At 57.4% G+C, this 25,609-nt stretch carries 22 protein-coding genes; 8 read left to right on the forward strand and 14 right to left on the reverse strand.

Translation table 11 applies throughout. From position 1 onward, the window contains the following. Positions 1 to 217: 217 nt before the first annotated feature. The 3 genes from BW686_RS00005 to BW686_RS00015 are packed head-to-tail and all read right to left on the reverse strand — an operon-like array spanning position 218 to position 3,813. Positions 218 to 796 (reverse strand): cob(I)yrinic acid a,c-diamide adenosyltransferase, encoded by a 579-nt coding sequence (locus tag BW686_RS00005; RefSeq protein WP_084913586.1) that lies wholly within the window; start codon positions 794 to 796, stop codon positions 218 to 220. A gap of 15 nt (positions 797 to 811) precedes the next feature. Then, entirely contained in the window at positions 812 to 2,848 is a 2,037-nt protein-coding gene (locus BW686_RS00010) for a sensor histidine kinase (RefSeq protein WP_084913588.1), read from the reverse strand. A 44-nt stretch (positions 2,849 to 2,892) separates the two neighbouring features. After that, positions 2,893 to 3,813, reverse strand: a complete 921-nt coding sequence (locus BW686_RS00015) for a putative 2-dehydropantoate 2-reductase (protein WP_084913590.1) — start codon at positions 3,811 to 3,813, stop codon at positions 2,893 to 2,895. A 171-nt stretch (positions 3,814 to 3,984) separates the two neighbouring features. Here BW686_RS00015 and BW686_RS00020 point away from each other — a divergent pair, with 171 nt between their 5' ends. Then, the gene (locus BW686_RS00020; protein WP_007248931.1) at positions 3,985 to 4,464 is read left to right on the forward strand and encodes a YajQ family cyclic di-GMP-binding protein; all 480 of its coding nucleotides are present in this window, start codon (positions 3,985 to 3,987) and stop codon (positions 4,462 to 4,464) included. Between the two features lie 101 nt (positions 4,465 to 4,565). Further along, positions 4,566 to 5,396, forward strand: coding sequence for a mechanosensitive ion channel family protein (locus BW686_RS00025; RefSeq protein WP_084913592.1), 831 nt, complete (start codon positions 4,566 to 4,568; stop codon positions 5,394 to 5,396). A gap of 118 nt (positions 5,397 to 5,514) precedes the next feature. Here the strand turns inward: BW686_RS00025 and BW686_RS00030 are convergent, their stop codons facing one another. From BW686_RS00030 to BW686_RS00070, 9 genes are all read right to left on the reverse strand, one after another. Continuing rightward, the gene (locus tag BW686_RS00030; RefSeq protein ID WP_084913595.1) at positions 5,515 to 6,030 is read right to left on the reverse strand and encodes a hypothetical protein; all 516 of its coding nucleotides are present in this window, start codon (positions 6,028 to 6,030) and stop codon (positions 5,515 to 5,517) included. Between the two features lie 36 nt (positions 6,031 to 6,066). Then, positions 6,067 to 7,605 (reverse strand): type VI lipase adapter Tla3 domain-containing protein, encoded by a 1,539-nt coding sequence (locus BW686_RS00035; RefSeq protein ID WP_084913598.1) that lies wholly within the window; start codon positions 7,603 to 7,605, stop codon positions 6,067 to 6,069. Positions 7,606 to 7,650: 45 nt separating this feature from the next. After that, complete coding sequence (locus BW686_RS00040) at positions 7,651 to 7,920, reverse strand: PAAR domain-containing protein (protein ID WP_084913601.1); 270 nt, start codon at positions 7,918 to 7,920, stop codon at positions 7,651 to 7,653. After that, positions 7,917 to 9,602 carry a type VI lipase adapter Tla3 domain-containing protein gene (locus BW686_RS00045; protein ID WP_179149123.1) on the reverse strand — a complete coding sequence of 562 codons (1,686 nt, stop codon included), beginning with the start codon at positions 9,600 to 9,602 and terminating at the stop codon, positions 7,917 to 7,919. The genes BW686_RS00040 and BW686_RS00045 overlap by 4 nt, the downstream gene beginning before the upstream one ends. Continuing rightward, positions 9,599 to 11,647, reverse strand: coding sequence for a T6SS effector phospholipase Tle3 domain-containing protein (locus BW686_RS00050; RefSeq protein ID WP_084913603.1), 2,049 nt, complete (start codon positions 11,645 to 11,647; stop codon positions 9,599 to 9,601). The genes BW686_RS00045 and BW686_RS00050 overlap by 4 nt, the downstream gene beginning before the upstream one ends. Further along, positions 11,644 to 14,205 (reverse strand): type VI secretion system Vgr family protein, encoded by a 2,562-nt coding sequence (locus BW686_RS00055; RefSeq protein WP_084913605.1) that lies wholly within the window; start codon positions 14,203 to 14,205, stop codon positions 11,644 to 11,646. The genes BW686_RS00050 and BW686_RS00055 overlap by 4 nt, the downstream gene beginning before the upstream one ends. 339 nt (positions 14,206 to 14,544) lie before the next feature. Beyond that, positions 14,545 to 14,856, reverse strand: coding sequence for a hypothetical protein (locus BW686_RS00060; protein ID WP_084913607.1), 312 nt, complete (start codon positions 14,854 to 14,856; stop codon positions 14,545 to 14,547). Positions 14,857 to 14,884: 28 nt separating this feature from the next. Further along, positions 14,885 to 16,435 carry an AmpG family muropeptide MFS transporter gene (locus BW686_RS00065; protein ID WP_084913609.1) on the reverse strand — a complete coding sequence of 517 codons (1,551 nt, stop codon included), beginning with the start codon at positions 16,433 to 16,435 and terminating at the stop codon, positions 14,885 to 14,887. A gap of 54 nt (positions 16,436 to 16,489) precedes the next feature. Beyond that, positions 16,490 to 16,846 carry an MGMT family protein gene (locus BW686_RS00070; RefSeq protein WP_084913612.1) on the reverse strand — a complete coding sequence of 119 codons (357 nt, stop codon included), beginning with the start codon at positions 16,844 to 16,846 and terminating at the stop codon, positions 16,490 to 16,492. Positions 16,847 to 17,010: 164 nt separating this feature from the next. Here BW686_RS00070 and BW686_RS00075 point away from each other — a divergent pair, with 164 nt between their 5' ends. Further along, positions 17,011 to 18,018, forward strand: a complete 1,008-nt coding sequence (locus BW686_RS00075) for a DUF481 domain-containing protein (RefSeq protein ID WP_084913614.1) — start codon at positions 17,011 to 17,013, stop codon at positions 18,016 to 18,018. Between the two features lie 53 nt (positions 18,019 to 18,071). On the opposite strand, the gene BW686_RS00080 is transcribed toward BW686_RS00075, so the two are convergent. Next, a complete protein-coding gene (locus BW686_RS00080) occupies positions 18,072 to 18,830 on the reverse strand; it encodes an SDR family oxidoreductase (protein WP_084913616.1) in 759 nt (252 codons plus the stop codon). Between the two features lie 331 nt (positions 18,831 to 19,161). On the opposite strand from BW686_RS00080, the gene BW686_RS00085 reads away from it, so the two are divergent. The 3 genes from BW686_RS00085 to groL all read left to right on the forward strand — a co-directional run bounded on the left by BW686_RS00085 (position 19,162) and on the right by groL (position 21,896). Beyond that, positions 19,162 to 19,656, forward strand: a complete 495-nt coding sequence (locus BW686_RS00085) for an FxsA family protein (protein WP_084913619.1) — start codon at positions 19,162 to 19,164, stop codon at positions 19,654 to 19,656. Between the two features lie 253 nt (positions 19,657 to 19,909). Next, positions 19,910 to 20,203 carry a co-chaperone GroES gene (locus tag BW686_RS00090; RefSeq protein ID WP_003304675.1) on the forward strand — a complete coding sequence of 98 codons (294 nt, stop codon included), beginning with the start codon at positions 19,910 to 19,912 and terminating at the stop codon, positions 20,201 to 20,203. A gap of 49 nt (positions 20,204 to 20,252) precedes the next feature. After that, positions 20,253 to 21,896 (forward strand): chaperonin GroEL, encoded by a 1,644-nt coding sequence (gene groL, locus BW686_RS00095; protein ID WP_084913958.1) that lies wholly within the window; start codon positions 20,253 to 20,255, stop codon positions 21,894 to 21,896. A gap of 683 nt (positions 21,897 to 22,579) precedes the next feature. Here the strand turns inward: groL and BW686_RS00100 are convergent. Beyond that, positions 22,580 to 23,320 carry a phosphatase PAP2 family protein gene (locus BW686_RS00100; RefSeq protein WP_084913622.1) on the reverse strand — a complete coding sequence of 247 codons (741 nt, stop codon included), beginning with the start codon at positions 23,318 to 23,320 and terminating at the stop codon, positions 22,580 to 22,582. 176 nt (positions 23,321 to 23,496) lie between these two features. On the opposite strand from BW686_RS00100, the gene colR reads away from it, so the two are divergent. Both colR and BW686_RS00110 read left to right on the forward strand, forming a co-directional pair. Then, complete coding sequence (gene colR, locus BW686_RS00105; protein ID WP_005890808.1) at positions 23,497 to 24,180, forward strand: two-component system response regulator ColR; 684 nt, start codon at positions 23,497 to 23,499, stop codon at positions 24,178 to 24,180. Next, complete coding sequence (locus BW686_RS00110) at positions 24,170 to 25,459, forward strand: sensor histidine kinase (protein ID WP_084913623.1); 1,290 nt, start codon at positions 24,170 to 24,172, stop codon at positions 25,457 to 25,459. The genes colR and BW686_RS00110 overlap by 11 nt, the downstream gene beginning before the upstream one ends. Positions 25,460 to 25,609 lie beyond the last annotated feature (150 nt).

The raw sequence follows: 25,609 nt of genomic DNA on the forward strand, positions 1-25,609 counted from the left end.
CCAGGTGCCTTATTTTGATGGCTGCACCGGCCCCTTCGCGAGCAAGCTCGCTCCCCACGCTTTATGCGTCGGCACGGCGGTTACGGATTCCTGTGGGAGTGAGCTTGCTCACGAAGACGTCGATCCAGATGCCTTATTTTGATGGCTGCACCGGCCCCTTCGCGAGCAAGCTCGCTCCCACACAGCTACTGCGTCGCGCAGCTATTTTGGCTTGGTGTCACACCGGTTTGGGCGCTGGCTGCCAGAGTATTTCTGCGATGCCTTGCCGTCTGGCAATCAGTCGCGCAGCAACAAACAGCAGGTCCGACAGTCGGTTGATGTACGCCAGGCCTGCGCCTTCCAGCGGCTCCACCGCATTCAGATGCTGACAACGCCGTTCGGCACCACGCGCCAGGCTGCGGCAGATATGTGCCTGGGCTATCAACGTCGAACCTCCGGGCAGAATGAAGTTTTCCAGTGGCCCCAGCTCTTCGTTCCACACATCTATGGCGGCTTCCAGTCGCTCGACTTCTGCGCTGTTCAGCGCCTTGTAAGTCGGCATCGCCAGCTCTCCGCCAAGGTCGAACAACCGATGCTGGCAGGGGGCAAGTACGTCGATCACTTCATTGAGACCCGGAACCCGCTGAGCCTCATCAATCAGCCCGGCCAGCAACAGCCCGATCTGGCTGTTGAGCGTATCGACTTCACCGATGGCCTCGACACGCGGGTGGTCTTTGGGTACCCGGCGACCGTCGCCCAGCCCGGTTTCTCCGGTGTCGCCGGTACGTGTGTAAATCTTCGACAAACGAAAGCCCATTGATATGGCTCCTGATCAAGACTTCGAAATAACCTGCTGCTGCACATTGGCCTGATTGGCTATCAGCGGCAAACGCAGCGTAAAGCAGGTGCCCATGCCGAGGGAGGACTGCACCTCCATCTGGCCTTTGTGATTGTTGGTGATGATGAAGTACGACACCGACAGACCCAGTCCGGTGCCCTGGCCGATTTCCTTGGTGGTGAAGAACGGCTCGAACGTGCGCTTGCGAACGTTCTCCGACATGCCGATGCCATTGTCTTCAACCTGAATTTCGGCCCAGGGCGGGTTGAGGCGGGTACGCAGGATGATGCGTCCCGGCTCATCGCTTTCGGGCCGTTGGTGAATGGCCTGAGCGGCGTTTTTCAGCAGGTTCAGCAGCACCTGTTCCAGCTCATTGGCGATGCACGGCACAGGGCCCAGCTCCGGGTCGAACTGGCGGATGATGTGCTGGCCCTTGAAGTCGAAACCGATGGTCAGGTCGAAGTCGTTGCTGGCGATCTCCACCGCTTGGTCGATCAGCCCCGGCAGGTCGCAGGCCGACAGTTGGCGGCTGCTCAGACGGCTAAAATTGAGCATGTGACTGACGATTTTCGCGGCTCTGGCCCCCGCTTGCTGGATGCCGTCGAGCAGCTTCGGCACCTCACGGTTTTCGAGGTAATGATTGACCACTGCCAGATCAATACCGTCCGCTTCGGCCTGTTCGATGTTCTTCGGCAGTTCAGGGGACAGGCGGCGTCGGATGTTCTGCACGTTATGCAGAATGGCGCCCAGCGGGTTGTTGATTTCGTGGGCCATGCCCGCCGCCAGACCGCCGACAGACAGCATCTTTTCCGACTGCACCATCATTTCTTCCAGCGAAATACGCTGGGTGATGTCATCGATCCGGATCACCACGCCGCGCCCGGCATCACCGGTCAGCGGGTAGAACGTCAACGCGTAGTGGCGGGCTTCTTCATTCTTGATCCAGGTCACTCGCTCGATCTTGGTCACACTGTGCCGTTCGACGGTGTGTTTGATCTGCGGCAGAAACGAACGCATCGGTTCGAACGCGAGAAAAATCGGCTGGTTCAACGCTTCGTCCAGCGTGGTGCCGGACAGCGCCGTGGCTTCCTGATTCCACTGTGTGACATAGAGCTGCTCATCCAGCGCAATCATGGCCGAAGGCATCGAGTCGATGATGCTGTTGAGGTAGTTCTGAAAACCGGTGAGCTTCTTCTCGATCTTGCTGCGCACCTGAACTTCCAGCTCCAGCTTGCGGTTGGTGTGACGGGTTTCTTCGGCCAGACCTTGCGCCTGATCGTAAGCTTCCTGGGAGTCGTCACGGGCGCGTTTGAGTTGCTGCTCACGCGCCTCGATACGCGACAGCATGGTATTGAACGCTTCAGCCAGACTGCCGATTTCATCCTCGTTGCCGGGCGCTGCGCGCAACGCGTAGTTTTCTTCTCGGGTGACGCGCCGCGACAGTTCTTCCAATTGATAGATGGGCTCGGTGATCAAACGCCGTATCTGCCGCGCAACCACCAACCACAGCAGCACGCTGAACACCAGAATGCCCAGGCTGGCGGTCAATGTGCCGGTGTAGAACGCGGGCGGCAGCTCGCTGCTGGCGACCAGCAGCAGATGCCCCGGCGGCTCGTCACCTTTAGGCACCGTGATGACCTGCGTGCTGCGAAATTCGGTCAGGCGCCAGTTGTCCAGGTCTTTGAAATGCCTGGGCAGATCAAGGCCTTCACCCTGGTGCATCTGTTCAAGCCGCTCGCCGTCGTTGTCATACAGGGCCGCCGCACGCAAGGGTCCGTAGCTTCTCAGCTCTTTGAGCAGCGCACGCGCCTCGTTCGGTGAGTACAAGGCCCGTTCATTGAGGTTGGCGCTGCTGATCAGCCGGCCGATGGTCTGCAAGGCCTGCGGCGCCATCGCTTCCTGCGAGATGTAGTAGGCGGCGCTGATGAAGGTCAGGTTGGCGACCAGCAGCACGGTGGTCATCAGAATCAGCAGAGCCGCCAGCAGTTTCTGGCCTACTGGCAGGTTTTCCAGGCGTTGGCGCAAGGGCATGGGGCAAATCGCATTGACGAGTGGTGCGAGCAGGGTAGCGCGGGCTAGTCAGTACGCAAACCTTTGCTTGCCAGATGAGTTGTCAGACGCGTCTGCAATTGCTGCAGGTGCGGTGCCGGACAGCGATGGCGTGCTGCCGCTGCGCAGGCGTAGCCCGACAGGTAGCTGATTTCGGTTCGCCGCCCATGAGCGACGTCCTGATACATGGATGAGTAATTGGCTGCGGTCGCGTGGATGACGCGCAGCACCTCATCGTGCAGCCCCAGTGCGGCGGCTGGCTGGCCACAGCATTCCAACAGCCCGGCCAGCTCGGCGCAGAGTGTCATGACCTCGCAACCATGCTCCAGCAAGCCGCCATTACGGCATGCGTGCAAGACTGTCAGCGGGTTGATGGCGCAATTGAGCGCCAGCTTGCGCCACAGGCGGGTCAGGATGTCCGGCGTCCATTCATGGGGAATACGGCTGTTGCGCAAATCCTGCAAGAGTGAGGGCGCGGCCGGGTTCGCCGCATCGCCCAGCCATGTAAAACCGTGACCGGCGAACCTGACGCGCCAGTCCGACTCCAGAAACGCGCCTTCGGTGCTGGAGGCAAAAATGCAGCGTGAGTGAGGGATCTGCGCCGCGACCGCGTCCTGACTGCCCAGCCCGTTTTGCAGCAGGATCACGTCGGCATTTTTTGTCAGGCGTGAAGCCAGCTGCGCAACTGCGCGTTCAGCGTCATAAGCCTTGCAGGCAACGAGTAGACGCTCGACGGGTTCGTCATGCGCGGCCGTCTGTGCTTCGACCGGGTAGGGCACGGCCACGTCGCTCTCGATCAGCGTCACGCAGCCGCCATTGGCGTGATACGCCGCCAGCCGGTCAGCGTCGCGCAGTATCAGGCGTACCGGCAGACCCGCCCGAGTCAGACGCGTTGCCCACAGGCAGCCCAGGCTGCCCGCGCCGAGTACATGCCAGATCACGGCCATCAGAGCGGCACGATCACGGGCTGAAGGGGTCTGCTGAAGATGAAAACAAGGATGTGCATGCAAGGCTCACAGTGAACGCAGGAAAAGTCTCGTTATAATGAGCGTTCTTTCATACCGTCAAGTCATGCGTGCCCGATCCATGTGCGCACGCCGTTTATCTGGAGAACATACATGCCCTCGTTCGACGTAGTGTCCGAATTGGATAAACACGAAGTCACGAATGCCGTCGACAACGCCATCAAAGAGCTGGATCGTCGCTACGACCTCAAAGGCAAAGGCACGTTCGAGTTCAAGGAACTGACCATCACGTTGACTGCTGAAGCGGACTTTCAGCTGGAAGCCATGATCGAGATCCTCAAACTGGCGCTGGTCAAACGCAAAATCGACGCCAAGTGCCTTGAAGTCAAAGACGCGTATGCGTCCGGCAAGCTGATGAAGCAGGAAGCCACGCTGCGCGAAGGCATCGACAAGGAGCTGGCGAAGAAAATCGTGGCTCACATCAAAGAAGCCAAGCTCAAGGTCCAGGCCGCCATTCAGGGCGAGCAGGTTCGGGTGACCGGCAAGAAGCGTGACGACTTGCAAGAAGCCATCGCTGCACTGCGCGCTTATGATGCGGACATGCCGTTGCAATTCAACAACTTCCGTGACTGAACATTTGCACCGGGCTGCGGGGAACCCCTGTGTTTCCCGGTCAGTCCGAATCGCCTTGAGTGCGATTTGATATCGGTTCGTAAGGGGTAATGGGGATAACGATGGATTTAAATGCTGAAGTCGGTCATCTGTGGCAAGCGTCGCAGGCGTGGATTCCGATGATCATGGAGTACGGCAGCCGTTTGCTGCTGGCCTTGGTAACGCTGTGTCTGGGGTGGTGGCTGATCAACCGGCTGACCGGCAAGCTCGGCGCCCTGCTGGCCCTGCGCAACGCCGATCTGGCCTTGCAGGGCTTCGTCAGCAACCTGGCGAATATCATTCTGAAAATTCTGCTGGTGGTCAGCGTCGCGTCGATGATCGGCGTCGAAACCACCTCGTTCGTGGCCGCCATCGGTGCTGCCGGCCTGGCCATCGGTCTGGCCTTGCAGGGCAGCCTGGCGAACTTCGCGGGCGGCGTGCTGATTCTGCTGTTTCGTCCGTTCCGCATAGGCGACTGGATCGAGGCTCAGGGTGTATCGGGAACCGTCGACAACATCCAGATCTTCCACACCGTCCTGCGCACCGGTGACAACCGCACCGTGATCATTCCCAACGGCAACCTGTCCAACGGCATCATCACCAATACCAACCGCCAGCCGACCCGCAAGATCACCTTCGACATCGGCGTTAGCCACGATGCGGATCTGAGGAAGGCACTGCAGGTCCTGCTGGACATGGCGGACGACCCACGCGTGCTCAAAGATCCCGCCCCGCAGGCCGTGGTCGCTGCGCTGGGCGAAAACGCCATCACCCTGTCGCTGCGCGTCTGGACCAGCACTGGCGACATGGGCGACGTGACCTCGATGTTCAACATCGAAGCGCGTGACCGCTTGAAGGACGCAGGCATCGAGATACCTGCGCCGCAGCGCATGCTGCGGGTGGTTCAGGAGTAGAGGTTGGTGCGGTAAGAGGAAGCCCTGGCTTGTGAGAGTCGGGGCTTTTCTTTATTTGCAGGTTCAGGAAAAGACTATTTCCATGGTCGATGACTGTCTCTCCTGCACGAACAGTATGCTATTTGCTGTAAATGTAACCGTCGTCGTCCTCATCTTCCTCGTCGATATCCTTGAGTGTTTCTTGATGAGGTACCGGGTAAAGACCCAGTACGGCCGCTACTCCCGCAGATATGCCCATGAGGAAGGGGGTAGGCTCGGGATATTGCGAAAGTTTTCGATCGGGATCCTCGGTGGGATTAACGCCGCTGCCAGCGGGGAGCTTCATTATCTTCATGCCATCCGCGGTGAGAATGCAGCGAGGCGGGACTATCTTGCCTTCAAACATTTCCACTATTTCGGCGGTAGGTAACGGCGTGAGTGGTTCGCTGACCTGTGCGCCTGATTCGCGATGCGTGAACAAGAAATTCTCGCCGCTTTTCTCGATACGAATCCTTGGCTGATTCTTGGGCTTTGTAGCGTAGTCCCCCATCAACTCGTCACACGGGGACACGGACTCTTGCGTACAGCCCGCCAATAGAACCATCCCGGCGACTAAATGCATCCGTACGACGGCCTGACAAAAACGCGTGTACATATTTCTTCCTTGTTCCAATTGAGGGTGCAGTGACCGTTAAGGCGAACCATAGGTGAACGGGTCTGCGCCACGGTTCTGGCTGTTCTTCGCTTTGCGGGCTTCATCGGGCGGGCGGACCATTTGTACGGTCAGGCTGCCATCGGTGCCTGCGTAGACCACCGCACTGACGCCGCCGTCCTTGTAACTGGCGATGGTCGCCAGGTTGATCTCGACCAGCGCACCGCTGACCCCGGTATTACCCAGCCGGCGACCGATGTCGTAACCCTCTTCGACATTGCCCAGCTCAAGACCGTGGCCGTCCTTGTTCAGGTCGTGCAGCGCGTTGTTCAGAGCAATTTCCGCTTCCGGGTTGTGGGTGCTGTCATAGAACACCCGCACAGGTTTCTGCCCTTCTGGCAACGTATCCAGCGCCTGCACCCAGGCGGCTTGTAGCGCTTTGGCTTGCAAAGCAGGTTTCAGGCGCTTGCCCTGTTCATCCTGCATGGGCGCCTTGATCGGGCGATGCAGATAGCCGAGCACCGGCGCAGCATCGAATTCCTTGACCTGATGCTGACCCCAGCGGATGGGCAGCCAAGGGGAGGGTTCGAAGTTGCCAGGGCCACGGTTGCTGATGGTTTTCCAGAGGGTGGGGAGTTGGGATTGCCAGTAGGCGGTCGATATAGTGCCAGGGGCGAGCGGAGCTTTAACTCCTTTGGCCTTTTCTGCATCCTCATATATTTTTCTAAACTTTCGCGGCTGTTCCCAGTAAAAAGCCCAAAGCTTGCCTAGGTCTGTGTTTTTATTTTGGTTATCCTCAGCTTCGTTGGTGGCGTAAGGGCGAATGTAGCGATCCACTCTATCGGAGCGGGTAACCAATAGTCCGGTCATACTTTCGAATATTGTGGGTACTGCCTGGAGGTTCTGCAGTCCAGGGGCGCCAGGCTTGCGATAAACATCACGGGTAACATCGCCATCGCGGCTTGCTATTAGAGCCTGAGGGACCTTCGGATTATTGTCGAAAAACTGAAATAGTCGCTCAATCATGGCCTGTGCATGAGTAGTGCTTTCATCGTCTTGCCAAAGAAACTGGGTAACACCTAAGGTGGCTTTGTTACGACCAGAACTGATTAAACCTGCTGCTTTGTATGCTTTCTCGTAAAGGTTCGGAGGTCCTAATGCAAATACGGGTATTGGCCAGTACGCAACAGATTCTCCAGCGGAGTGCTGGAACGCCACGCGAGTGTTTATGCTTCTAGTGAGCTCACGCGAACTCAGGTCGGAATCGTATTCCTTGGGAGATGACGGGTATATGGATACAAAGTTGTTATTCTTCGCGACTACTTCTCGCCAGACAGACGATTGATACCAGTCGTTGACTGCTATGCCTACGCCTCTTATTTCTAGTGAGTATGTTCGTGCCTGAGTAGTCTTTTGCTCAGCATTTTTAGCAATCACTTGGGATTTGTAAGCTGCCAGCTCATGTTTTTCATTGGCAAGAGCTTTCCCCCACCAATGGCCGCTGTAGCTCAGCAGAACAGCGCCAAAAATAGCCGCAATGCCCCATCGTGTCACTGAATGTATGTCACGCAATTCCATATTGTTTTCCTGTGCTTCCGCTGCATGACCTGATCACGAAATCCCCTAATCCACGCGCACATTCATGGCGTGGCTGGCCACACCCTGACAACCGCACGCCAGTCGATGGCCGTGCAGCACCACCGGGATACCGTTTAGCTTTCGGGTGGGGTGGCCTTCGATGAAGGCGAATTCTCCAGAGTGAAGCGGGCAGGTGGCTTTGTCGCCCAGCACGGCCGGTGGCTTGCCGTTGATGGTGTGGGTGCCTGCCAATTGGCAGGACACCACTTGGCCACCGCTGCTGGTGGCGTCGCCCAGGCAGACGGGATAACTCACTCTGCGGGTGCCCCGCCGGTTGGCGAGCCGAAAGTGAACGGGTCTGCGCCTCGGTTCTGGCTGTTCTTCGCTTTGCGGGCTTCATCAGGCGGGCGGACCATTTGTACGGTCAGGCTGCCATCGGTGCCTGCGTAGACCACCGCACTGACGCCGCCGTCCTTGTAACTGGCGATGGTCGCCAGGTTGATCTCGACCAGCGCACCGCTGACCCCGGTATTACCCAGCCGGCGACCGATGTCGTAACCCTCTTCGACATTGCCCAGCTCAAGACCGTGGCCGTCCTTGTTCAGGTCGTGCAGCGCGTTGTTCAGAGCAATTTCCGCTTCCGGGTTGTTGGTGCTGTCGTAGAACACCCGCGCAGGTTTCTGGCCTTCGGGCAGAGTGTCCAGTGCTTGTACCCACGCTGCTTGCAACGCTTTGGCCTGCAAGGCCGGTTTCAGGCGTTTGCCGTTCTCATCCTGCATGGACGCCTTGATTGGGCGATGCAGATAGCCGAGCACCGGCGCAGCGTCGAACTCCTTGACCTGATGCTGACCCCAACGGATGGGCAGCCAAGGGGAGGGCTCGAAATTGCCAGGGCCACGGTTGCTGATGGTTTTCCAGAGGGTGGGGAGTTGGGATTGCCAGTAGGCGGTGGACATGGTGCCTGGAGATTTTGGAATTAAAACGCCCTTGGCTCTTTGTTCATTTTTATATTGCTCCATGAATGCGTCGTCACGATTCCAATAAAAAGCCCAAAGCTTGCCTAGATCGGTATTCTTGTTCTGATTATCCTCAGCTTCATTAAGGGCATAAGGGCGGATATAGCGATCCACCCGATCCGAGCGACTGACCAGTAGCCCGGTCATGCTCTCAAACACCGTAGGTACGACTTGAGCATTTTGCAGTCCGGGAGTACCGGCAACGCGTAAGCCGTTACGCGTCACGTCACCGTCCCTGCTTATTATCAAAGCTTGGGGCACCTGCGGATTTTTATCAAAAAACTGAAAAAAGCGTTCAATCATGCTTTGAGCATGGAGTGTATTCTCGGAGTCTTGCCACAAAAAAAGCGAGACACCTAAAGTCGCAGCATTTCGGCCACTGACTATATTGTCTGCTGCCCCCGTGTCTGTGGGTTGTTTAGGAGGCGCGATCGCAAATGTTGGGACAGGCCAATACGCGACAGATTCTCCAGCTGAGTGCTGGAACGCGACTCGTGTGTTAATTGTTCTAGTGATTTCTCGAGAACTTAGGTCTGAATCGTAATCCTTAGGTGTTGACGAATATATTGATTTAAAGTTGTTGTTCTTTTTTTCTAATTCTCGCCAAATCGAAGATTGATGCCAGTGATGAACAGCTATACCAGTTCCACGTATTTCTAGTGAATAATTTCTTTTTTGCGCTTCCTGTTGTTCAGACGCTTGAGTCATTACTTTCGTTTTGTAGGCCACTAGCTCGGCTTTTTCATGTGCGACTGCCTTGCCCCACCAATGACCGCTGTAGGTCAAAAGTGTAATACCCCAAATTGCGGCAATACCCCAGCGGGTAGCCGAGTTTATATCACGAATTTCCATATTGTTTTCCTGTGCTTTGAAATGGACAAGGAGGACGAACCCTAGCCACAGCGTCAACAGTATTCCGGTTATCCAGAGATAAGGCTTCAGCTTCGGTCGTAGTGATGCTTTAGGTTGTTGCTTCTTCACTGATTCACCTCTGTTTTAGAAGTGCTTGTGATCAGCGAGGGCGGAGTCAGCGACACTAGACTTGAGGGGGGGAATTTTCCGTATTCGTAATATTCATGACAGGCACTTACCAGTAACTGTGCTTCGCCGCTCAATCGAGCCCAGCCAGTTGATTTTTCAATTTTTTCGAATATTTCTTTATCCATTTTCCAGTCCGCAATCGCCACCAGCACATCACGCATCGCCGGGTCGTCCAGGCATTTCGCCTGACCAATCGCGATATCCATCGCCGTTACCCATTGATGGTTTTCCGGGCTTCGCAACAGACCCGAGTGATAGCTATTGAAGTCCAGCACCTCGGTCGAATTGCTTTCATCCATGAACTCACGTATTTCGTCCGGCGTGTCCTCTCGTAGTATTTCGTAAGTATCCGAAGGTTTCGGTGCGCCGTCGCCTGTCAATCTTCGTTTGCGTATTATGCGGGTCTGTTGACCTGGCGCTTTGCCCATATTCCATTCTGCGAGCTCTCGCTCCAGATCTATCGATCCAGTGTGGTTGCGCACAAAGTGCCATCTGAGCTTGGCCCTTGGGTTACCCACGGCAGAGGCTTTGTTGGCATCGTCCGGCCTGTCAAGACCCGACGTGGTCGGAGTGCCCTTTTCCTCCTCCCCACCAAACATCTTGGGGGCGTGGGGCGGGTACAGCTGTTCAGCGTTGATCAGTATCCTATGCCCTTCTTCTGTCGGGCCTTTCGAAAGAAGCCCTGCGAACCAACTGTCTCCGGCATAACGAGATTCGTTTTTAGCGCGCAACAGGTCATAACCTGGAGGCTTTCCAACCATGACCGGAGAATCGTTACGGTAGCGCTTGGTCCACATGCGTTGATAAAAGCGCACGGCTTTCAATTCAGCCATAGGGTTGCGATCGCTATCCTTACCGTGCGTATCCCACACCCCAAACGTACCGATGCCTCTGACGTCATCCAGTGCGACGGTGGTGTCGTCCGGGCAGAAATACAGGTACACCTTGCCGCGGTTATCGCGTTCGGGGAATACCGTCATGTTACGGTCACTGTCCAGGCGCGTACCTTGTGTAGGCGACCACTGAGGGCCGCTTCGTCCGCAATAGGTTGCAGTGTTGCGCAGGTCTGATAGCGGCGGCTGAGTATGGGGTGCCTGAGTCACCTGTGCCACAATGCGGGTCAGCGTGGTTAGTGTGTCTTGATCTTTGGGAGTAACTTCCGGGAACAGGCAGTAGGGCGTGTCCACCATGATGATCGTGTCCGCGCAACGATGCCCCCCGTCCACCAGCAGTGCTTGGGCCAGCAGGGTAATCAACGTGCCCTGACTATGCGCCATGATCGTGATGGTTTCGTCGGGAGAGACCCGGCGTATCTCTTTTACCATCATCGCGAGCCGATGAGCAGCCAGCACGTAATAACGTCGATGTGGGTTATCCCCCATAAAATGGGTGTTGGGCAGCGCGAGTCGGGCAATCTTAAGGCGCATGGTTAGCGGCAGGCCCTTGTCATACATTTCCAGCAGGTTATTGGTGGCATTGACAAAATAACCACCGGCCTTGCCAAAGTGTCGGTCCAGGCGATTGCCCTGTATGTCTTGATACTGGTCGCGCAGTTTTGTGGGGTTGTTGTTCTTGTCTCGACTGATTTCGCCGGGGTCGGCCCGATACCCCCAATAAAAAGGAATGAGCAGGCTGTGAGTTTTCGGGTCGGCCGTATCGCGCTTATAAAGGTAGGTGTCTGGGTCGTCGAGCAGCTGTTTATCTTGATCTCCCAAGTCTTGTTTGGCTCTTAGTTTTTTCTTCGCGACGTCGTACTTAGCCCCATACCGCCCCGGCACCAAATCCGGCCGATCCAGCCGCTCATTCACTCCCTGACACAACCCTGTCTCCACCATGCTGTACGACGCCCCCGGGTCATTCACACCATGCAGAAAGATCACCACGCCGGGCAGGTCGGCGGGCACTTCCATTTTGCTGGTGGTGTTGAGGTTGGGGATCAGGCGTGTGTTGCCTTGGGCAACGGCGTACTCATCGGCACCGTTCATTGGGCACCGCCTTTGGGTGTGCCGCTGCGCAATGCCGATACCTGTGCCTGATGCATCATTTCGCGTTCCACTCGCTCTGTCAGTCCGCTTGAGTCCGTTAGCCCTTTCACTGTGCTGCCATCTTCCAGTTTGATTTCATAAGAATGGGCCGCCGCTGCCCGCGGGCTTTCTTCGCTGTGTCCGGGGTAGTGGAAGGTGACCTGTTGGGCGGCGGGGTCGCGGCCGAAAGAGGGGATCGACGCACTGTCGGTCTTGGGGCCGATCCAGTCGTGTTCGCTGGCATGCACGGTGACCTTGCCTTGCGAGCCGATCTCGACGCCGCCGCCAATCTTGATGTAACTGCCGTCATCGGCGACCAGGCGAATGGTCGGCGCTGTGATGACCACTTCGCCTTCGACGGCCGAGACGTGCAGGTTTTTCTGGGCGTTAAGCGCGATGTCGTCTTCCTGAGCCTGCACCAGCACTTTGCCCCGGTTGGCGATAGCGCTGATGCCTGCGTCCTGGGCGAAGGCCGACAGCCCTTTGCCCGCTTGCAGGTGCATGGCGGCGCCGCTGGTCAATTGCAGGTTGTCTTGCGCAGTGGTGTCGTGATTTTCCCCGGCGTAGTGAGCCTGCGAGCGCGGCGTGGCGCTGGCGATACCGGCTGCGGCGGTCATGGCCAGTACCGGGTCACCCAGGCCGTTGCCGTCCGGCGCGGGCCACTGATCCAGCGACTGGCGCAAGGCTTCGATGCCTTTGACATCGACCGCCTGACCGCCGCGAGCGGCAGCGGTTTCGCCAAGGGATTTGAACAGCTCACCGCACTCGGCCAGCAGTTTGAGCAGCTCTTCGCGGTCCAGTTGCGAGCCTTTTGCGTCGGTGCGCGCATAGGTGGTCAGCAACATGCCTTGCGCTGCACGCAGCGCAATGGCTGCATCGGTGCGCAGCTCTGCGCCGTTGCCACGTGGCTGTGCGGTGCCATCCGTGCGCGGGTCGGTCAGTTTGCCCAGGTTGAGCGCCGTGGCCTGATGGGTCGTGCCCATGCGCGCGCGCAGCGATCCGGGCGTGTCGTCGAACAGCAATTCGTTGAAACCGCTGCCTTTGTGTTCCTGGGTGCGGATCCCCGACAGGGTGCGATTCCCGGGTAAACCAGAAGCCTTGCTGAAGCGCGGCGGCAGGTTATTGTTGTTGTAGAGCACCGATGTAACCAGAGGCCGGTCGATGTCGCCTGCCAGAAAGGTCACCAGCACTTCCTGGCCGATACGCGGCATGAACTGATGACCAAACCCGCTGCCGGCGCTGGGCATGGCAACCCTCAGCCAGGTGGTGCCTTGGGGAAGACTGTCGCCGCGCTGCCAATGGAACCTGACCTGTATGCGCGCCAGTTCATCGGTGAACACTTCCTCGCCTTCCGGCCCGACCACAATGGCGCTGAGCGGGCCGGGAACGGTTGGGCGGGGCACGGTGATCGGATGACGATAAGGAATCTTTTGGCGAATGCACACGAACTCGTTTTCGTAACCTGCCTTCTCATCGGACAGGTAATTGTTACGCCCCTCGTGCTTGACCGATAACAGCAGAAAGCGGCGATCTTCCGCAGAGCCTTGGTCGTGATCGAAATGCTGGGTCAGTTCAAAGGTGTGGCCAGGGTACATGGCGCGGCAGTTACTGGTGCCGGTGAAGGTTTTGCCCTGTACTTCGATGGCTTCCAGGCGCTGACGTACCAGGCGCTCGCCATCGTTGAACGTGCCGTGGCTGTAATGATCGAGGAAGTCATAGACTTCATATGAATCCACGTTGCCCTGTTCGTTGAGGCTCGGCATGCCGACCGGTAGCTGGTTACGCGGTTGCTTGTAATCGAATGTCTGAATGGACAGGCGCCCTGATTGCAGGCTGCGATGGCTGCGCCACTCCGTAATCGAGTCTGCGGTCTCGGTAATGGATGCACTGTGGTAACGAATCGAGGGCTGTTGTGAAAGCGGCGAGAGGTCCCGAGAGTGATCAAGAATGATCAGGGTGTGTTTGTCTTCGCTGTGCTCGAAATAGAAAAACAAGCCTTCGTGTTCCAGTAGCCTTAATACAAACGTCAGATCGCTTTCACGGTACTGCGTGATGTAACTGTGCGACTTGAGCGGCTGGCTGAGCTGGAACTCGAAGTCGGGCAATGCGCCGTAGGCGGTAAATACCGTGCGGATGACGTCTTCAATTGTCTGTTCCTGGAAAATCCGCGAGTCAATGCGTCGCGAGAGCATCCACAGCCAAGGGCTTAATGTGGCGCTGTAGCGGGCCAGCCCGCCGTCGCTGCCCTGCAGGCTGAATTCACTGATATAGCCATTGATGTAGCGCGCTTCGCCGGTGGTCAGCTCTATCGCCAGTTGTACCGGCTGGCCGATCTGCGATTTGAGTTCCAGGCCGGCATCGCGGCTGATCATCGACAGCTCGAAGCTGAACAGTTCGGACAGGCCTTCAGTGCCCTTCAACGCTTCGAGCAGGAGTTCCTGTTCGTCACGGGCAACGGTCGTTAATGTGATCAAACGACGATTCTGTGGCGCAAAAAGCGCTGTTAGATCCTTTAACATGTGTTGCTCCGATATAAAGCCAGCGTCTTTTCGATTCAGGGCGCTGATATAGAGAGGGCGGGAGTCTATACGCTTCTTTCCGTGCTCACACTTTTAAATCACGCACGTGCGTTGCCAGCCAAAGATACGGGGTGGACTCAGTTAAAGTAGTGGGCAATGCCCAAGCGGGTTGTCGGCCATTTCATAGGGCGCTGTAGTTTATTTCTGACAAACAATGTACTGACAGAAAATCGCCGGATTTCAGGCCTTGGATCGCGACGTGCAACTTTAAAGAAAGGGATGATGACAGGCGTAAAAAAGCCCCGGCGTCGGGGCTTTTTAACCACTAACGGCAGCTCACTACATCCTCGCCAGCGTCGTGATAATCGTGATCGCCGCGAAGGCTGCGCCCAGCACGTTGATGCAGAACACCGCACGCACGTTTTTGGAAAGCCTCCACGGTTTTATGGCGAACGCATACACCAGCAGGAAGATAATGGCGAAGATTTCAACCTGGGCAAGAATGACGGTCATGCCGCCGAATGCAGTACCGGTTTGATCCGATGCGCCTTGCGAGGCATAAAACGTCAGTGCGGCGTAAATGATCGGCAGCCAGATGCCCAGGCTTATCAGGATCAGTGGAACAGGGCTGCGTTTGTTTTCAGTGTTCAATGGGGATCCTTGATGGTTTAGCCAGCGATCAGGGCTTTTCGATACCGGGGGCCTCTGTCTGCGCCTCGGTTTTCGCGGTGCGCAGTTCTCGGTTCCACTGCAGAATGATCATCACCAGCGTCGGAATACCCAGCAGGGCGGTGATCAGAAAGAAGTTGTGGTAGCCGAACTTCTCCACCACCACGCCGGAATAGCCGCCCAGCAAGCGCGGCAGCAGCAGCATGATGGAACTGAGCAGCGCATATTGGGTGGCGGAAAACTTCAGGTTGGTGAGGCTCGACAGGTAAGCGACGAACGCCGATGTCGCCAGCCCCGAGCTGAGGTTGTCCAGCGAGATAGTGAGGATCAGCATCTTCACGTTCGGTCCCATGTCCGCCAGCAGCAGAAACAGGATATTGGTCGAGGCCGAAGCGAAGCCGCCGATGAACAGGATCGGCATGATGCCGAAGCGCACGATCAGCAAGCCGCCGGCACCTGCACCCAACAGGGTCATGATCAGGCCGAATATCTTGCTGACGCTGGCGATCTGGTCCTTGGTGAAGCCTTGGTCGATGTAGAACACGTTGGCCATCACGCCCATTACGGTATCGGACATCCGATAGGTCGCGATCAGACCCAGTAACAGCAGGGCCTGCCAGCGGTAGCGCATGATGAAGTCGTTGATCGGCGTAAGCACCGGTGCCAGCCCGCGACGGCCCATCGATGACAGGCAGGCGAACGTCAGCAGCGTGTACAGGATTGCCCGCAGGAAGGCCCGGTCTTCGAGCAGCAAGTCCATCCAGCTGGTGCCGTTGAACAGCACGCTGGCGAAGTCGGTGTTGTAAAGCTGGGTAAACATGGCCGGCACGGACACCAGCAGCACAATCAGAACAAACACTGAGGCCAGTTGGTGGGTGAAGCCGTAACGCGCTGCCGAGAGTTGCGTGCGCAGCGGCACGGGCGGCTCGCGCATGATCAGCGTGGTGACCAGCGCTGGCAGCATCAACAGGCCGAACAGCACATAGGTGCCGGTCCATGCCGAGTGCTTGTAGGCGAAGCCTGTGGAGCCAAAGCCTTCTGCAAAGTACAGCGCGCCAGCGGTTGCGAGCAGTGCCGCCACCCGATAACCGGACATGTAACTGGCGGCGAGGGCAGCCTGCTGAGTGTCCTGGGCGATTTCGAGGCGATAGGCGTCAATGGCGATGTCTTGCGTGGCGGACGCGAAGGCCACCACCACGGCAATTGCGATCAGCCAGGACAGGTGTTTCTGCGGATCGCAGAACCCCATGCCGATCAGGCCGAGAATCACCAGGCTTTGTGACAGCACCAGCCATGAGCGGCGACGCCCCAATTTACCGAGCAGGGGCAATCGCCATTGGTCGAGCAACGGCGACCAGACCCATTTGAAGGCGTAAGCAAGACCGATCAGGCTCGCGTAACCGATGGTCTCGCGCGCGACACCGGCTTCGCGCAACCACACGGATAAGGTCGAAAAGACCAGCATGTAAGGCATGCCCGCAGCGAATCCGAGCAGCAGTAACACTAATGTCGACGGGCTGGCATATGCGGCGAGCGCGGCGCGCCAGGTTTTACGGGGCATGGGCTGGAATCTGCCTCAGGTTACGAAAACAAAGGGCGCACTCTAACCGCTGTGCTATACGGGACGCCAGCCATGGCGCTGCATATCAACCCGATTGTTTAGAATGCTGATGCCTTCGGCGCGCAAACGTGCTCGCTGTTCGTCACCGGAAGCGCTGCCTGCGGGCAGGCTCAACCGGCCGTTGGCCCCCAATACCCTGTGCCACGGCAGGGAAGAACCCTCCGGCAGTTGACTCAAGGTCCGGCCCACCCAGCGCGCGGCTCTGCCCAGCCCTGCCAGTTCGGCCAATTGGCCGTAGGCGACGACTTTACCCTCCGGCACCTGAGCCAGCGTCAGATAAAGGGCCGCGCGTCGTGCTTCGGCAGGTGACTGCTCGCCAGGGTCAATAAATGTCAAGTCCGGGTCTGTCACGTGATTATCCTGTATAAAACGCTACTGTATCGATAGCCGCTCTCTGGAACTTTCATGAAATTCAGCTGTCTGTGAAACCTGTGCCTTGGTCCTCCGCGACCGCCTTTGACGTTGTCCCGCAGGATAATGCCCGATTCCCGCCAAACAGAGCCTAGTTACCGCTTATGTTGTCCAGAACCCTGCTGTGCCTCGCAATTACTACCGCTTCTACCCCATTGCTTGCTGACACCGTCTGGTTGAAGAACGGCGACCGGTTGACCGGCACAATCAAAGTGTTCGATGGCGGCAAGCTGTTACTGCAGACTGAGTACGGTGGCGCCATTGCGCTGGACTGGAAACAGGTCAAGACCCTGAAAAGCGATCAGCCGCTGCTGGTCAAGCAGGATGAACACACCGAGGAAGTCGCCAAGTCGTTGCAGGCCGCGGATGACGGCAAGGTTGTACTCGCTAACGGCGATGCGCCCAAGACTGTCGAGCTGGCGAGCATTCACCAGATCATCAAGCCCAAGCCGGTCATCACCGACCTGGTGTGGAAGGGCAATATCGATGCCGCGCTGGATTTCCAGCAGGCCGAAAACGATACCGATGACTATAACGTCGCCTTCAAGACGTCGGCTCGTCACGGGGACTGGCGTCACAACGCCAAGGGCGATTACAACCGCGAGACCACGGACGAAGTTGTCGGCACCGACAACTGGAGCGCCGAGTACTCGCTGGACCGATTCCTGACCGAGAAATTCTTCTGGGACGGCCGCATCAGCTACAAACGCGACAAGGTCGAAGACCTGTCCCGTCAGCGCGTTGTGGGTACGGGTCCCGGCTATCAGTTGTGGGATGACGAGCTGGGCGCGTTCAAGGTCGGTGCATTGCTCAACCGCACGGACTTCGAGTTTTCAAATGGGCAGAAAGAAAACTTCTACTCTGTCGCCGGTACCTGGGATTACAACCGCTACCTGATCGGCAAAAAAGTCGAATTCTTCTCCAACGGCGAGTTGGGCAAACCGTTGAGTTCGGTGGCCGATTACTCGCTGGATGTCGAAGCAGGCCTGCGTTACAAGGTCACCGACTGGGCCTCGCTCAACCTGAAGGCAGAGAAGAACGTTATCAGCGGCTCGGATAACGGCGATGTCGACAAGACCCGTTACACCGCAGGCTTCGGCGTAAGCTGGTAAGCCATTGGCGAGCGACGCGCGTTCCGTGCGTCGCCCGCCACGAATTACATGGGCTAGATGCGCATCGCGCCGTCCAGCTCAAGAATGCGCCCGCTGAAGTAGTCGTTCTCCAGAATATAAGCCACCGAATGTGCGATCTCGTCCGGCTTGCCCATGCGTTTCAGCGGGATGGCCGAGGTCATTTTTTCCAGCGCCTCAGGCTTCATGCCGCCAGTCATCTCGGTTTCGATGAACCCTGGTGCCACACCCGCCACACGAATGCCGTAACGTGCCAATTCCCGCGCCCACGTGACCGTGGCCGCCGCGACCCCGGCCTTGGCCGCTGAATAATTGGTTTGCCCGATGTTCCCGGCCCGGGAGATCGACGAAATATTGATGATCGCGCCCTGGCTCTTTTGCTCGATCATTTTCGCCGCCACTTCGCGCGTGCAAAGAAACACGCCGGTCAGGTTGACGTCGATGACCGCTTGCCACTGCGCAAGGCTCAGTTTGGTCATCTCGCCATCTTTGACTTTGACCAGCAGGCCGTCGCGCAGGATGCCGGCGTTGTTGACCAGGCCATGAATCGTTCCGCCATCCTCGGCCACCTGGTTGATCGTGTCGACGACCTGATCCTCGTTGGCCACATTGCACAGGTAAGCCCGCGCGTTGACGCCCAGCGCTTCGCAGGCTGCGACAGCCTCGTCCAGTTTTTCCTGATTCAAATCCAGCAGGGCCAGGTTCGCGCCTTTGCCGGCCAGATACTCGGCCATGGCTCTGCCCAGCCCCTGGCCGCCGCCGGTGATGATTATCAGCTTGTCATTCAATTCCATGTGCGTGCCCAATCAGTTGATCATGTTCATGGCGTCACCGGCTCAATGCGAGTGCTCACGCCATAGCCAGAGCATGTTATAGGCTGTTTCCGCGCGCTCGTCTCCCCGTTCGGGCGAGACATTCAGCGCCCGTTTGATGCTTCATCGACCGTTGCTATCAAGGCCTCCGGTCGGTTTTGAAATACACCGATACACGTTCGTGAAGCCCAGGTTCAGCTGACCTGTGCGCATAATTGTCCGGTGACTGAAGCGCATGGAGCTTGAATTAACGACCTTCTGACATCACATACGGTCTACTCGGAAGGCATTCTTCCCTTGAGGAACTCATTTGATGCGTGTTTTTTTGCTGCTGTTTTTATTGTTCCCGGTACTTGAGCTGTTTCTGCTGGTTCGTGTCGGGATGTCCATCGGCTTTCTCTGGACCTTCCTGCTGGTCGTCGCGACCTCGATGCTGGGATTGTTCGTGATGCGCGTGGCCGGGTTTGCGACGGCGTTGCGCGCGCGCGAAAGCCTGGCGCGCGGCGAGTTGCCCGCCCAGGAAATGCTCGAAGGTCTGATGGTTGCTGTCGGCGGCGGTCTGCTGCTGTTGCCCGGCTTCCTCAGCGACATTCTGGGTGTGATCTGTCTGTTGCCGATCACCCGTCGTCTGCTGATCAACAAGGTTCGTCAGCGTGCCGAGGATCAGGCCATGCGTCAGCGTGCGTTCGCCGACGATCTGCAGACGCCTGCCAATCACGGGCCGGCCAGTCATCGTCCCGGTGCCATCCACCAGCCGACCCGCGACCCCGATGTGATCGAGGGCGAGTTCGAGCATCGCGACAAGTAACCTTCATAGCCCCGCCGCGTGGCACCTTCGGGTGCCGCGCTCGTTTTCAAGCAGCGGTTTTTCGTAAAAAAATTATTGCTCAAGACTTGTAATCATCTTGCCCGCCCTTATGTATGGGTCACCGCAAGGTTTCTGGCCTGAACGCCAGACCGTATTCTGCGGTTCGCGCGTCGAACCGTAACCGGCAAGTCCGGATCCGCAGCGGCTGGCGCAATCGCCGGACGCTCAAAAAAACATAATCAGGAGATCGACAATGAAGCTTCGTCCTCTGCATGACCGCGTCGTAATCCGTCGCAGTGAAGAAGAAACGAAAACTGCCGGCGGTATCGTTCTGCCAGGTTCGGCTGCTGAAAAGCCTAACCGTGGCGAGATCGTTGCTGTAGGTACCGGCCGCGTGCTGGACAACGGTGAAGTGCGTGCGCTGGCTGTAAAGGTGGGTGACAAGGTTGTGTTCGGCCCTTATTCCGGCAGCAACACAGTGAAAGTCGACGGCGAAGACCTGCTGGTGATGAGCGAGAACGAGATTCTCGCTGTTGTCGAAGGCTGAGTGCTTCCGCTGATTTCCGTTAATACCAAGTATTCAAGGAATAATGATCATGGCTGCTAAAGAAGTTAAATTCGGCGATTCTGGCCGCAAAAAAATGCTCGCCGGTGTAAACGTCCTGGCTGACGCAGTTAAAGCAACCCTCGGCCCTAAAGGCCGCAACGTCATTATCGAGAAAAGCTTTGGCGCTCCGCTGATCACCAAAGACGGTGTGTCGGTTGCCAAGGAAATCGAGCTGAAAGACCGTTTCGAAAACATGGGCGCGCAGCTGGTCAAAGACGTTGCCTCCCGTGCCAACGATGACGCCGGTGACGGTACTACCACCGCTACCGTTCTGGCTCAGGCTATCGTCAACGAAGGCCTGAAGGCTGTCGCTGCCGGCATGAACCCGATGGACCTCAAGCGCGGCATCGACAAGGCGACCATCGCTATCGTTGCAGAGCTGAGAAAACTGTCCAAGCCATGCACCGACACCAAGGCAATTGCCCAGGTCGGTACCATCTCGGCCAACTCCGATCACTCCATCGGCGACATCATTGCCGAAGCCATGGAAAAAGTGACCAAAGACGGCGTTATCACCGTTGAAGAAGGTTCGGGTCTGGAAAACGAGCTGTCTGTTGTAGAAGGCATGCAGTTTGACCGTGGCTACCTGTCCCCGTACTTCATCAACAAGCCGGACACCATGGTGGCCGAGCTGGACAGCCCGTTGCTGTTGCTGGTTGACAAGAAGATCTCCAACATTCGCGAAATGCTGCCGGTTCTGGAAGCAGTCGCCAAGGCTGGCCGTCCTCTGCTGATCGTTGCTGAAGACGTTGAAGGCGAAGCGCTGGCAACTCTGGTTGTCAACAACATGCGCGGTATCGTGAAAGTTGCAGCCGTCAAGGCGCCAGGTTTCGGCGACCGTCGCAAGGCCATGCTGCAGGACATCGCTGTTCTGACTGGCGGTACCGTGATCTCCGAAGAGATCGGCCTGAGCCTGGAAACCACTACCCTGGAACACCTGGGTAATGCCAAGCGCGTCATCCTGAACAAAGAAAACACCACCATCATCGATGGTGCTGGCGTCAAAACCGATATCGACTCGCGTATCTCCCAGATCCGTCAGCAAATCGGCGACACCAGCTCCGACTACGACAAGGAAAAACTGCAAGAGCGTCTGGCCAAGCTGTCGGGCGGCGTTGCAGTGATCAAGGTCGGTGCCGGTTCCGAAGTTGAAATGAAAGAGAAGAAAGCCCGCGTTGAAGACGCCCTGCACGCAACCCGTGCAGCCGTTGAAGAAGGCGTGGTACCTGGCGGTGGCGTAGCACTGGTTCGCTCGCTGCAGGCTATCGAAGGTCTGAAAGGTGACAACGCCGATCAGGACGTCGGTATCGCTCTGCTGCGTCGTGCAGTCGAAGCGCCTCTGCGTCAGATCGTTGCCAACTCCGGCGACGAGCCAAGCGTGGTTGTCGACAAGGTCAAGCAGGGTTCGGGTAACTTCGGTTACAACGCTGCTTCCGGCGAATACGGCGACATGATCGAAATGGGTATCCTCGACCCGGCCAAAGTGACTCGCTCTGCTCTGCAGGCGGCGTCCTCCATCGCCAGCCTGATGATCACCACTGAAGCGATGATCGCTGATGTGCATGAAGACAAGGCAGCAGGCGGCGGCATGCCGGACATGGGCGGCATGGGTGGTATGGGCGGCATGATGTAAGCCGGCTTTACCTCTTAAGCTACACCCATAAAGAACCCCGCCTTGTGCGGGGTTTTTTTGTTTGTTTATCGGTATAGCTATTGGGTTACCTGCGGCTGAAGTTTGCTGCCAAATGTTCTTGAGCGTCGGTGGCGGTTAATGGATGTCACGTTAGACTGGTGACTATGGCGAATGTGCGAGCTCTCGGTATTAAGAGAAATCAATGGCGCTATAACGACCACAGGAATTGATTTTTATCTTGCGGTTTTTTAAGGGAGGTATCTTATTCAGGGAATGAATGAAATGAAAAATCCTATTCGAATAATAAGTTTTGCGGTGGTGTTAGCCAGTGGTGCCGTGGTTTCGTCAATGGCATCAGCGGTGAACTGTCCCTCTAACGCGGTTGGAGCAATAATTTTGCTGACGACGCTTTGTCTTCCGCTTAATACGCCAATTTGTTTGACTCGGAATCAGAATGGATTAATTAACGTTGGCCTTGGCACTAGCTGTAACTAGCTGTAACTAGAAACTTTAATCACGGCTGACACTCACCCACGCATCATTCTGGGCGACGCTTCAACGCCGTTAATCTTGCCGTCAAAAGACAACCCCTCATCGTGTGGGGTTGTCTTGTCTATCGATAATTCTCATCCGCCCTTCATTCGGCGAACTCAATCCCTAGTTGGCATTAAACTCGTGCGTGGTCAGGCATGGGTTCGCTCCGCACCTGCCATCAAGCCCTTTGGTGAGGGCTTATACAGCACAAAATAATAAACCCCCAGACAGATCAACCAGCAGAACACCGCCGTCCAGATGTTATGGGAAAAGAAGTGCGCCCCTTGCAGCATCCGGCCGACAGAAAAGATCGACCCCAGACCGAAGGCCAGTGCCAGCCCCATTTTTGCCAGCTTCGGGCGGCGGTCGCGGAGCATGAAGAACAGCGCGAACAGCGTGAAGCCGGTGGCTGCATGGCCGCCGGGCCAGCAGCGTCCTGGTTTGTCCGTCTCAGGACGGGTGCTCAACAGTTCGCTGTAGGTTTCCTGACCTCCGAACTCTTTCAGGCTCCACGGGCATTGCACCGAGGTCACCACTTTGACCGGGGTGACGAAAGCGGTCGACAGTGCCATCGACAGCACCAGGCAGCCCAGCTCTCTGCGCCACGGCATCAGGCGCTCTACCTTGAATGACGCCGCAAAGCCGATCATGGCCAGGACGCCGAACACCATGACCATCTGCTTGGCGCGATCGTGGAGCACGTCTTCCAGAAAGTAGCTGTGCCGGCCAATGAATTCTCCGCTGACGGGGTCGAAGGCCAGCTTGGCGATGTCCATGTCCAGCGACGTCAGTTCAAGCAACACAAGTATCAAGGCGACGGCGGCAGGCAGGCCGAGGTAGAGCCATTTATTGATGGGGCGGGAGTAGGGTGGGGCGACGGTTTTCGACATATCGAATCCAGATCATGAAGGTCATGCCGCTGTCATTATGTGCGACGGTTTGTCTCAAAGTGTGTCACGAGCCCTGTTGATAATAGGTGAAAAAATCGTCATGCCATTTCGGCGCTGGCCCTGACGCCCACTTCGTCTTAAGCTGCGCCAGCCCAAACTGCATATGAGAGTGCTTTATGCGAATTCTTCTGGTTGAAGACAACCGCGATATCCTGGCGAACATGGCCGATTACCTGGGCATGAAAGGCTACACCGTCGATTGCGCTCAGGATGGCCTCTCAGGACTGCATCTGGCAGCCACCGAGCATTACGACCTGATTGTCCTCGACATCATGCTGCCGGGCATCGACGGTTACACGCTGTGCAAGCGTCTGCGCGAAGACGCCCGTCGCGATACCCCGGTGATCATGCTGACCGCCCGGGACCAACTGGATGACCGGCTGCAGGGCTTCCGCTCCGGCGCCGACGACTATCTGCTCAAGCCTTTTGCCTTGTCCGAGCTGGCGGCGCGGATCGAAGCCGTATTGCGCAGGGCACAGGGGGGCGGGCGTCGTACTTTGCAGGTTGCCGATCTGGTGTATGACCTCGATACCCTTGAGGTGACGCGCGAAGGTCGCATGCTCAAGCTCAACCCGGTCGGCCTCAAGCTGCTGGCCGTGCTGATGCAGAAAAGCCCGCACGTGCTGCGCCGGGAAATCCTGGAAGAGGCGCTGTGGGGCGACGACTGCCCGGACAGCGACAGCCTGCGCAGTCATGTGCATCAGTTGCGTCAGGTGATCGATAAACCGTTCGCCAAACCGCTGCTGCAAACCGTACACGGTGTGGGCTATCGCTTGGCCGAGGGCCGGGATGGAGTTTAAACAGAGTCTTGCGCAACGGATCATCATTGCCTTTGCATTGATGAGCGCGCTGGTCGCCGGGTCGTTTGCCATCGGGATCATTTCCACCGTCCACCTGGTCGAAGAAAAGCTGATCTCCGCCGGCCTGGGAGGGGATCTCAATCGTCTGATGTTGATGGACAGCGTCAGTGACTGGAGCCACCGGCCCAAGCCAGACCAGTTGTTCTACTTCAGCAACGGCCCGGGCGACTTTGATCTGCCCAAGGATTTGCGGCACCTTGAACCAGGCTTCCACGAGGTGTTTCGCGGGCCGCTGTCCTATCACGCGATGATCGAGGTGGTGGACGGTCGGCATTACGCCCTGCTTCAGGATCAGAGCGATTTCGAAGAGCGTGAACGGGTTCTGTTTGCCGTCGTGCTGGTCGGCTTTGTGCTTGCGCTGGCGCTGGCAGTCTTTCTGGGGTGGGTGTTGGCCCGTCGCGTGATGGCCCCGGTGGTTCGTCTGGCCAGACAGGTGCGCCATCGTGACCAGTTGTTGGGGCTTGCGCCGCCATTGGCGCCTGATTATGCAGCTGATGAAGTGGGCGAGCTGGCGGTAGCGTTCGATGCAACCCTGGGGCGTCTCAGGCAGGCGCTGATCCGCGAGCGAATGTTCACCAGCGACGTGAGCCATGAGCTGCGCACCCCGTTGATGGTGTTGGCCAGCTCCTGCGAACTGCTGCTGGAAAACCCGGCGCTCGATCTGCGCGGTCGTCGTCAGGTAGAGCGAATCGGGCGGGCCTGTGAAGAGATGCGCGACCTGGTGCAGACCTTCCTCATGCTCGCGCGCACCCAGCGTGAAGATCCCGCCATGACGCCTAAGGCAACGCTGGTGGGCGTGGCTGAGCAGTTGATCTCGCAATGGCGTGAGCCGATTGAGAGCAAAGGCTTGCAGTTGACCTACACGCCGCCGACGGACGACCAGTTGTCCGACATTCGTTACAACGCGACATTCCTGCATGCGGTAATGGGCAACCTGCTGCGCAACGCGTTGCACTACACGGATCACGGCTTCATCGCACTGACGTTGCAGGCCGAAAGCTTTACCGTAGAGGACAGCGGCGTTGGCATTCCCGAAGAAAAGCGCGAGGCCATGTTCGAGCCTTTCGTCCGCGGTAATGAACAACGCGGGGAAGGTCTGGGGCTGGGCCTGTCGCTGGTTCAGCGCATCTGCACCAATCAGGGCTGGAGCGTCGACCTCACGCCGATGGAGCCTCACGGCTGCCGTTTCAAGGTGACGCTGAACGTCATCAAGCCTTGACTGTCATTTAGAGTAGACAGCTCCTGCGTGTGACCGTAAATCGACTGCATTTCGTCGATTGGTCACACGCGGCGCCTAACTCTCTGTAAAATCTCGAAACAACTGACTTCCCAAGGTAACAATTTTTTCACATTCACGTGACCTGACAGT

This window comes from Pseudomonas syringae (assembly GCF_002157375.1).
Taxonomy (GTDB): Bacteria; Pseudomonadota; Gammaproteobacteria; order Pseudomonadales; family Pseudomonadaceae; genus Aquipseudomonas; species Aquipseudomonas syringae_T.